Below are 8,760 nucleotides of genomic sequence, written 5' to 3'. Positions count from 1 at the left end.
TGGTGCCCTACAGATAGGGGCCTGGTCGAGCTGCGGCAAGATCAATCGGGTTCATGAGTCAAATTCTCGATTTTTTTAGAACTTCGACTTACTCGACAGACCGGAAAAGCGACGGCGGACGAGTCGTGCCAGGAGGGCCAATTCTTGGGGCTGGTGCAGCACGGCCGACACGCCGAGCTCCCTAATCCGCAGGGCCAGGCGGTCGGAGGGGTGCCGGGAGACGTCGTCGATCGCGGCCCATTGCATCACATCCGGTCGCGAGGCGCCGACCTGTGCGACATGCAAGGCGACCGCGGACGTGTTTTCGGCGGACAGTTCCCAGAGGACCACGAGGTCCGATTGGCCCGCGATCAACGCTCGAATTTTGGCGGCGTCCAACACTTGAACGTGGAACGTCGGCTGGCCCGATCCCAGGTCCTGGCCGGACGCATCCACGCCCGCGTCGTGCTGGAACGGTCCCACGAATCGCTTGGCCGCGTCGCTCCACCGGCGGCCCGATTCGCAGACCCAAAACGGGATCACCCTGCTGGCCTTTGAAACGGCAGCGAAATGGTTCATGGCGAGTCTCCGTCGCCGATCGATTCCAGCTTGCGGAGCAACCGGGCACGTGAAATGTTCAATTTCCGCGCCGCTTCGGCCCGATTGCCCGCGCTGGATTCCAAGGCCTCGCGAATCAAATCCGATTCGAACTGGGCGACGACCTGATCCAGGTCGATGGTTTGCTGTTGTTTCGGCACCGACTCGTTGGGACGGTACGACCGGATCGCCAACGGCAAGTGTTCCAGCCCGATGACTTGGCCGGGACAGCTTCGCATCGCATGTCGAATGGCCTGGTCGAGTTCACGAAAGTTATCCGGCCAAGGGTAAATCACCATCGCATCGAGCGCGGCGCGGGCAAAGCGATCCGCCAAACCATCTCCACCGGCCCGCCGTCGATCCAGCATAGCGGTCGCGATCATCGGCAGATCGGCGATACGATCGGCGAGCGGATGGAGTCGAATGGTCAGCCCACACAGATGGTCGGCAAGGGGCGGCGTGATCCCTACCGGCAGTGACGCTTCCAGGAAAACGTCGAGATCTGGATTCGGTTCGGTGTCGGCGCCGCTTGAGACAACGGCGCTGTCGCTGGCGATGGCGATCAATCGCAATCGATCGTTCGACTCACGCAGATGTTCGACCAGGCGGAGTTGGGCTTCCAACGGGGTCTGGTCGATTCCCTTGAGGATCGCGGTCGCCCTTGAGGTTTCCGAATCCGCCAAGTGGGCGATCACCGCAGCCAAGCTGGCGTCCAACAGTTCGGCGTCCATCAACGGCCCGTCGATCGTGGCGATCGGTTCGCCCGCGGCCGAACATTGGTGCACCGACGCTGCGATGGATTCGGCGAAGCAACCCGGCGGGGAGACAATCAGCACATCGCTGCGGACCGTACCGGCCAATCGGATTTGTTTACCGAGCCGTTGGGCGAGGCGAGAATTGCCGACCGAAACGCCCTGGGCGATCGTTTCATGGCGACGGCGCCAACTGTCCAGCTGTCGTCGCAACACGACCGCGGCATCGATGACCGGGTCGGCGAGATGGTCTTGAAAGCTGCCCGCGACAGCCAGGGTGATGGATTCATCGCCTTGGCCGAGTCGAACGAAACGCGTGTCCAGCGCCGCAATGCGGCGTGATTTGGCACCCGGAAAGGTCGGTTGGATCAACAGCGACGCCGTTCCGGATTTCAAGATTCCCGGGGGCGGCGCGAGTGAGGCGGCCAGAAAATCGAGCGGATCGTCGGTGATGCTGGTGCCGGCAAGGCAACGGCGTCCGATCAACGATTCCGGTTCGACGGTCAGCCAATCGCCGACCGCCGCGGAAAGAAACACCAGTCGCCCATCGGGGCCGATCACCCAGAAAGGCGAGTTCGCTTTGTCGATCAGCCGACCGAGCGGACGAATCTTGGTGCTGTTGGCCATGACACTCATGGTAGCGGAAACCGCCACATTTGTCGGTGACGCGATTCGTGCGTCTTCCAACCGACGTTTGTGGGTTCGAGTTTCGGCGTCGGTCAGGCTGTGCCTGACGGCTCATTGGCATGCACAGCATGCCTACGAATGCTCCCAGCTAGAATCCCAGCCTAGAACACGTCCAAGATGAAGTGGTGACCGCTGTGATAGCGGCGGTTGCTGGGGTAGTAGTTGTGCCACTTTTTGTTGTACACGGGGATTCGCATCTCCGGCGGATAGCGGTGGTACAAGCTATCCGCACTACGATAGTATTCCTGTCCCCAGAAATTCTGGGGGTAATACACGTAGGGATAGTGGTAGAATCGGTTCCAGTCGCGTGTGCTCGCACTGCCGCCCCAGGCTTGGCCGAACGCGCGCTGGTCGGCCGACGCGTCGCCGGCCAAAGTGAAGGCCGATGCCACCAGAACGGCGGCGATGATCAACTGACGAAGCATTCCTGCTCTCCCCCTTGTCGGCCGGTCTGGGACGCGATGAAAGCTGCGTCGCGAATCGGCTCGGTTCATTGGTCGTTTCAAAAGTGTCCGCCGACGCCGAAACTTACGGGTGTTTTGGATCATCGGCTCCTGGGCGGATAGCCCGGATCTTCGGTCGTATCGGCAAAAATGGCTGGATGGGTTGAGTCGATCGTGCCGGGATTTCCAGGAGAAACGATTTGTGCCTTCTCACCGAGGGCATTTAGCACCTATTATTGAACTCCATGCATCGAACTTTGCAGCCACGCCGCATTGCTCCACTCCAACCCCACCAGACCCGAATGCGTCCCTCCCCACGACTGGCCCACCTGCCGCAGCCTATTCCCACTCGGCGACGGTTCCGGGCGAATCTCCTGCCCGGGCGTCAAACTTTGAGGATTTCCGAGACCTTTCCGATTGCGGGACGGACGGGCATCGGCCTGTTTCTGCTCGGCTTGATGGCTGTGTTGCCGTGGTCCTCCGCAGCGGCCTGCCCGTTTTGTGAGTCCGTCCAGCAGACCATCCGCCAGCAATCGCTGACGATGGACGCCGTCGTGATCGCGTCGAGTCTCGATGGCGAGCTGACGCGGAACCTGACCACCGGCGTGGTGAAGATGCGGATCGAGAAGGTGCTCAAGGGATCCGAACACGTCAAAGTCGGCCAGGAAGTGGACGCGATTTATTACGGCAAAGTCGAGGTCGGACGCCGATTCCTGCTTTCCGGCGTCGACCCGCCCAACTTGCAGTGGTCCTGTCTGCCGGTCAGCGAACGGGCCGAAGAATACATCGTCAAAGCCAGTCAGGTGAAAGATGACGCCGTCGCGCGGCTGCGTTTTTTCCGCGACTACCTGGAAGACGAAGAGGCGTTGATTTCACGCGATGCCTATGACGAGTTCGCCTCGGCACCCTACGACGTGATCCAACAGATCGGTCCCGACATGGATCATGACCAATTGATCGAGTGGGTCCAACAGCCCGAAATCGGCGCCGACCGAAAACGTCTGTACTTCACCATGCTGGGTGTCTGCGGCAGCAAAGACGATCTGCCGATGCTCGAAGCGATGCTCCGCAACCCCGCCAAAAGTGTCACCGGCGGCCTGGACGCGCTGATCGCCTGCTACCTGACCTTGGCCGGCGAATCGGGATTGCCGCTGATCGATGAGCTGTTCATCGCGAACCACAAGGCGCCGTTCCCCCAGAGCTACGCCGCGATCATGGCGATCCGCTTTCACGGTACCGAAGGCGACGTGATTCCGCGCAGCGCGCTGGTTGAATCGCTACACAAGATCCTCGATCGGGGCGAACTGGCCGACATGGTGATTCCGGATTTGGCGAAATGGAAGGACTGGAGTCAGATCGAGCGGCTCAAGACGTTGTTCAAGGAAGCGGAAAAAGACAAAAACTGGCTTCGCGTGCCCGTCATCAATTACATGCGGGCCTGCCCCCTGCCCGAAGCCGAAGCGGCGATTGAGGAACTCGAAAAAATTGACCCCGAAGCGGTTCGCCGGGCCAAGACGTTTTTCCCGATACCGGTCCCGGTTCGCGCCAAGCCGGCCGACGAGGCGACTTCGCAATCCGTTCCGGCCCTTAAGACGCTGCGACGCGGAACACGCTATGCCGCCGTCGTCCCGATCGCTGCTGCCCCAGCCGGCACCGCGCCGGTCTCCCTGGCCGGCACCGACGTCACCGCAACCGAGCTCGGCAATCGATCGCTGCTGGCACAAAAAACGAACCCTTGGGACCTTGGCTACGTAATCACGGTCGCCTTGGCGTCCATCGTCTTGGCACTGTTTCTGGTGTTGACCGGCGGCCCCGCGACTGGGGTGAAAGTCGCGTAAGCATTCCGGCTTGCGTGATCGCCGTCGACGATCCCCCACCACTCTGCCACAAACCATCGATGGCTACTGAACTTCAAATGTCGTCGTCCGCCGATGAGGTGGACTTTCCCTATCGGGCGCTCAGCCGCAGCGCGATCGCATCGATCTTGTTGTTCGTCGTCGCGTTGCTGGGGCTGATTCCTCCGTTCGAGGCCTTGCTCGCCTTGGCGATCCTCGGTGTCGTGTTTGCACTGCTGGCGCTTCGGTCGATTCGACGCTATCCGAATGAATTTAGTGGGCTGGGATTGGCAAAATTTGCCTTCGCCACCAACGCCTTGCTGTTGGTCGGCGGCATCGGCTTGCACACGTACGTGTACCTGACCGAAGTCCCGCCGGGGCACGTTCGCGTACCATTTTACAAGTTGAAATTCGACGCCGAACCCGATCGACCGACGCAAACCGCGTTCGAACTCGACGGCAAAGACGTCTTCATCAAAGGCTACATTCATCCGTCCAGCGGCGGCGGCATGTTGCGGCAATTCGTCCTGGTCGGTGACCTGGGGACCTGCTGTTTCGGCGGTCAGCCCAAGAGCAGTGAGATGGTCGAAGTCACGCTGACCGGTGGCCAAACGATCGAAGGCGGCATGACGCGGCGTAAACTGGCCGGCAAGTTCACGCTCAACCAAGTGCCCCGAAAACAAACCGATTTTGACAACGCGGTGTTCTACCGGTTAAAAGGGACGAAAGTGAATTAGGCCAGCCGACAAACAACCGAGCGAGCGAGATGCACCACCTTCCACGATTCCGATGTTCATTACAGATGGTGATCGTTTGCGCGCTGCTGGTCGGCGTTCTGCCGCTGGGTCCGAACCGAGCCTCCGCCGAAGACCCTGCCGAAGATCCCCAAACGCGGCCCAAGGTCGAAATCCGCCTCAGTTCCGCCGCTCAGCTGGCCAAAGGCGAAATCAATTTCGATGATCTGAAGTTTGACATCGAAAAAGACGGTGCCTTCGACGAATCGATGTGGACCGAACGTCTGAAAACGATCAACGGCAAAAACGTCAAGCTGCGTGGTTACATCCTTCCCAGCAGCACGTATCAAAATGAAGGCTTCAAGCAGTTCGTACTCGTTCGCGACAACAAAGAATGCTGCTTCGGCCCCGGAGCGGCGCTGTACGACTGTGTCTTCGTCACCATGGTCGGTGATCATACCGCCGACTTTTCAACCCGCCCCGTGACGGTCGAAGGCAAATTCGTGCTCGACCCGGAAACCTACAAGTACCCCGGCGGCAAAGGTCCCCGAGGCGCGACCCACATGGCCGTCTTCCGAATCGAAGGCGTGAAGGTCAAATAACGCGTCGACGTCCCTCTGACGGCGAAACGATTCCCTGCGGAAACCGAAATCGCCCATAGGTCATCGGCCCCACTTCGTCGCTCCTTGTTCCGCATGTGACCAGCATGTCGTGGAACGCGCGGTTGTAATAGCACAGGACGTCGGCGACGTCGTCTTCGACCAGTTCGGCGATCAATGAACCGGCTTCTTCGGCAGCCTCGTCCGTCTTTCGAAGATGGATGGCAAGCAATTTTTCGAATGAGTGTTCTGCCGCGCTGGTCAGGACAATCCCGGGCAACGAGCGTTCGGCCGGTTCGCCTCGTTTCGGTGCGGCCGAAGCGGTCACAATCACACGCCCGGATTCGGTGATCGACACCAATTCGATCCCCTGGTTTGGACCCAACAAGACGAATTCGGCGATCACCATCTGCTGGCAACCGAGAAATACTATGGAATGAGTTGGCAGGGCTAATCCCCGAACGCGGAACGTCCCGACCTTTCCAAAACCCGCTTCACGGAGGGCGTCGTTGGAGTTTTCACGATACTGAACCAATGAGCGGGGAGCCGAGTCAATCGGTTCAAAGTGATGTTCCCGGTATCGCTCCATGAAGATGGGGGTTAACAGTCCCGTTCCAAGGATCAGAGCAAAACCCGCAATCGTCGTAAACATCGGCACTACACTTGCTTCCAAACCGAGCTGCAGGACGCCAAAATCTTCCAACGCGGCGAGAGACCAAACGAAGACGATCCCCACGATGGATGCTTGTTGAATACTCAGCACAATTCGGATCATCGGCCAGTCGTTGACGGGCCGACGATCGTCCGGTTGCGACGTCGTTTCCAATCGAGCCGATGATTCCTGTATTGTCGTTTCCATCTGGATCTGCCTGCCGCGGGTGACTTGGTTGCGTTGCCAGTGGAAGCCTAACTCACGAATGGGCCTGGCGCGTTCGCCACCGGCCGAGGCAGAACTTCATCGTCAACTCGATAATCATCAGCGGGATCACCCAACTGATCCAAGCGGCGAGTTGATAAGTCAGCTCCGGCGTTAAACCGAACGTCTGAAGCGCAAAATGCCCCAGCCGCAAGAACACGGCCGAGAGCAACAGCACGTAACTGCGCAGCATCCAAATCCGGTGCTGCTGAAGATCGTACCCGCGGCCCGCTCGCCAACCGATGAAGGTCGCCCCCCAGGTCGCCGCGGCGAGCATTGCGAAACAGAGCGTGGTCGACCATCCGCCGAATGCTTTCACTGCCATGACGAAGCCTCCCGGTGCGGCCGCAAACAAAACGGCAGTGACGTAAACTCGGCCTACGATTCGATGAACCCGTGGATACTGCATTCGCAGGGTTCGGCTCATCTGCAGCCCACCCAAAAACAATCCGATCGGGGCGCCCGCGATGTGGAGATAGAAACCGATGAAATAGCCGGAGCGATAAAAATAGTCCGCCTTATTGCTCAGAAACCCGTAGTCAAAATCCGGCGGCAGATAGTGCGGAAACGGGCTCAGGATCAACAAGCCGATCCAAAACACGAATCCGATCGCCACCCACTTTGCCCATCGCAGGGGCGTGATCGATGCGGGCGAAATGTAAAAAGATTTCATCACGCGCCACAATCGTGAAAGAATCGGGAGACGGCACCCTATAATCGAAGCTTGGTTTCGATCGTCCGCTGGTTTAGGTTCAAGATGAGAGGACAATGAAATGTCAAACCACAATCAGCCATCAACGGGCTCGCCGCTGGGGACCGATTCTGGCGAGCCATCATTGTCGCAGGCTCAACCCTACCGAACTCCAGCCAACGTGAGCGATGGGATCACCGCCGGCGGTGCATTGCGGTCACCACTGCTTTGGATCACCGTGGCGTCCACCACGGGCTTCGTCATTGTCGGTTGGTTCATCTTGTTCACACCCGTCCAGGATTTTAACAAGAACCGTAGACCGGTGAAGCCAATCCCTCAGTATGTCGAAGACTTTGGGATGAGCCGCGTTCCGGTGGAAGATTTCGAAGACGCCGAGGACATCACGGTGATGCAACCATTGGAGGGCCCCGCGGTTGGCCCACAAGCGGACTCGAGCGTGATGGTGGTCCCGTAACAAGCAGCCCTGGCCCGCACACCGCGTCGCACTTCGGTCAGCGACGATGTGCGTGCGAATCGGTCTTGATTAAGAAAGATCGTTAATTTTTGAGATCGAGAGCCTAGCCGGACGGCCTCTCAGACCTACCCTTTGGAGCGGTGACCCTTGGTTCTTGCCGGTGACGGTTGGAGGCATTGATCAGAATCCGCGGACTGTGACTCCTTTCAAATGACTCCATCGATTCATGAGCAATTCGAATCCACGCGGCCCTGACTGGTCGGACCTCGAGCGGTTGCAGCCCTATGCGGCCTGGTTGATCCCCGCGATCCTACTCCTTGCGCTGCTGTTCACGAGCGTCTACACGGTCCAAGCGGAATCGCAGGGTGTCGTCTTGCGGTTCGGCCGCTACGTCAAAACCGTCGATCCGGGCCTGAGATTCAAATTCCCGTTCGGCATCGACGATGTTTCGATCGTTCCGGTCAAGCGTCAATTGAAACAGGAATTCGGTTTCGGCACGCCCGGCGCTACCAATGACACGCAAGTCTCGAACGAACAAACCGAGGAACGCGTGATGGTCACCGGCGATCTCAACATCGCCACGGTCGAATGGGTGATCCAATACCGCGTCCGCGATCCGAAGCTGTTCTTGTTCAAGGTTCGCAATCCGGGCCAAACGCTACGCGACATCTCCGAATCGGTGATGCGGACCGTCGTGGGAGACCGCACCGTCGATGAAGTCATCACGATCGGCCGACAAGAGATCGAGGTCGAGGCACTGTTGCAACTCCAGGAACAGGTCGACAAATACGAACTGGGTCTAAGCATCGACCAGGTTCAACTGAAAAACGTCAACCCACCGCAACCGGTCCAACCGTCGTTCAACGAGGTCAATCAAGCTCAGCAGGAACGTGAGCAGATGATCAACGTTGCCAACGGTGAATACAACAAAGAAGTCCCACGTGCACGCGGTGAAGCGGAACAGAAGACACAAGGCGCCGAGGGTTACGCGCTCAAACGCGTCAACGAAGCTCAAGGCGATGTCTCGCGATTCAACGCCGTGTTTGCCGAAT

The 8,760-nt window shown here is 58.9% G+C and carries 10 protein-coding genes; 5 read left to right on the top strand and 5 right to left on the bottom strand.

Annotated features, from left to right (window positions below; translation table 11 throughout):
- Positions 1 to 75 precede the first annotated feature (75 nt).
- The 3 genes from ABX749_RS12610 to ABX749_RS12600 form a co-directional block, all read right to left on the bottom strand.
- Positions 76 to 558: a hypothetical protein gene (locus ABX749_RS12610; RefSeq protein WP_372896297.1), complete on the bottom strand. Its 483-nt coding sequence runs from the start codon at positions 556 to 558 to the stop codon at positions 76 to 78.
- Positions 555 to 1,955: a helix-turn-helix domain-containing protein gene (locus tag ABX749_RS12605; RefSeq protein WP_372896296.1), complete on the bottom strand. Its 1,401-nt coding sequence runs from the start codon at positions 1,953 to 1,955 to the stop codon at positions 555 to 557. Before ABX749_RS12605 ends, ABX749_RS12610 begins: the two co-directional genes overlap by 4 nt.
- A gap of 161 nt (positions 1,956 to 2,116) precedes the next feature.
- On the bottom strand, positions 2,117 to 2,440 hold the full coding sequence (locus ABX749_RS12600; protein WP_145220494.1) for a calmodulin-binding protein: 324 nt from the start codon (positions 2,438 to 2,440) through the stop codon (positions 2,117 to 2,119).
- A 410-nt stretch (positions 2,441 to 2,850) separates the two neighbouring features.
- On the opposite strand from ABX749_RS12600, the gene ABX749_RS12595 reads away from it, so the two are divergent.
- The 3 genes from ABX749_RS12595 to ABX749_RS12585 all read left to right on the top strand — a co-directional run bounded on the left by ABX749_RS12595 (position 2,851) and on the right by ABX749_RS12585 (position 5,629).
- A complete protein-coding gene (locus ABX749_RS12595) occupies positions 2,851 to 4,296 on the top strand; it encodes a hypothetical protein (protein WP_372896295.1) in 1,446 nt (481 codons plus the stop codon).
- A gap of 59 nt (positions 4,297 to 4,355) precedes the next feature.
- On the top strand, positions 4,356 to 5,030 hold the full coding sequence (locus tag ABX749_RS12590) for a hypothetical protein (RefSeq protein WP_372896294.1): 675 nt from the start codon (positions 4,356 to 4,358) through the stop codon (positions 5,028 to 5,030).
- Positions 5,031 to 5,095: 65 nt separating this feature from the next.
- Complete coding sequence (locus ABX749_RS12585; RefSeq protein WP_372896293.1) at positions 5,096 to 5,629, top strand: DUF3299 domain-containing protein; 534 nt, start codon at positions 5,096 to 5,098, stop codon at positions 5,627 to 5,629.
- Here ABX749_RS12585 and ABX749_RS12580 read toward each other — a convergent pair.
- Positions 5,622 to 6,485 carry a hypothetical protein gene (locus tag ABX749_RS12580; protein WP_372896292.1) on the bottom strand — a complete coding sequence of 288 codons (864 nt, stop codon included), beginning with the start codon at positions 6,483 to 6,485 and terminating at the stop codon, positions 5,622 to 5,624. The two genes, ABX749_RS12585 and ABX749_RS12580, sit on opposite strands and share 8 nt — an antisense overlap.
- Before the next feature lie 52 nt (positions 6,486 to 6,537).
- Positions 6,538 to 7,215 carry a DUF2306 domain-containing protein gene (locus tag ABX749_RS12575; protein ID WP_372896291.1) on the bottom strand — a complete coding sequence of 226 codons (678 nt, stop codon included), beginning with the start codon at positions 7,213 to 7,215 and terminating at the stop codon, positions 6,538 to 6,540.
- A gap of 100 nt (positions 7,216 to 7,315) precedes the next feature.
- Here ABX749_RS12575 and ABX749_RS12570 point away from each other — a divergent pair, with 100 nt between their 5' ends.
- Positions 7,316 to 7,708 carry a hypothetical protein gene (locus ABX749_RS12570; protein ID WP_372896290.1) on the top strand — a complete coding sequence of 131 codons (393 nt, stop codon included), beginning with the start codon at positions 7,316 to 7,318 and terminating at the stop codon, positions 7,706 to 7,708.
- A gap of 226 nt (positions 7,709 to 7,934) precedes the next feature.
- Positions 7,935 to 8,760: FtsH protease activity modulator HflK (gene hflK, locus ABX749_RS12565; RefSeq protein ID WP_372896289.1), on the top strand; the 826-nt coding region annotated here is incomplete at its 3' end.

It is taken from the genome of Stieleria sp., from assembly GCF_041595215.1.
In the GTDB taxonomy this organism is placed as follows: Bacteria; Planctomycetota; Planctomycetia; order Pirellulales; family Pirellulaceae; genus Stieleria; species Stieleria magnilauensis.
This window is presented reverse-complemented; position numbering and strand designations above follow the sequence as displayed.

Coding starts and splice junctions, on each gene's coding strand:
- ABX749_RS12610 (WP_372896297.1), bottom strand. CDS start 558: ATGAACCATTTCGCTGCCGTTTCAAAGGCCAGCAGGGTGATCCCGTTT.
- ABX749_RS12605 (WP_372896296.1), bottom strand. CDS start 1,955: ATGGCCAACAGCACCAAGATTCGTCCGCTCGGTCGGCTGATCGACAAA.
- ABX749_RS12600 (WP_145220494.1), bottom strand. CDS start 2,440: ATGCTTCGTCAGTTGATCATCGCCGCCGTTCTGGTGGCATCGGCCTTC.
- ABX749_RS12590 (WP_372896294.1), top strand. CDS start 4,356: ATGGCTACTGAACTTCAAATGTCGTCGTCCGCCGATGAGGTGGACTTT.
- ABX749_RS12585 (WP_372896293.1), top strand. CDS start 5,096: ATGGTGATCGTTTGCGCGCTGCTGGTCGGCGTTCTGCCGCTGGGTCCG.
- ABX749_RS12580 (WP_372896292.1), bottom strand. CDS start 6,485: ATGGAAACGACAATACAGGAATCATCGGCTCGATTGGAAACGACGTCG.
- ABX749_RS12575 (WP_372896291.1), bottom strand. CDS start 7,215: ATGAAATCTTTTTACATTTCGCCCGCATCGATCACGCCCCTGCGATGG.
- ABX749_RS12570 (WP_372896290.1), top strand. CDS start 7,316: ATGTCAAACCACAATCAGCCATCAACGGGCTCGCCGCTGGGGACCGAT.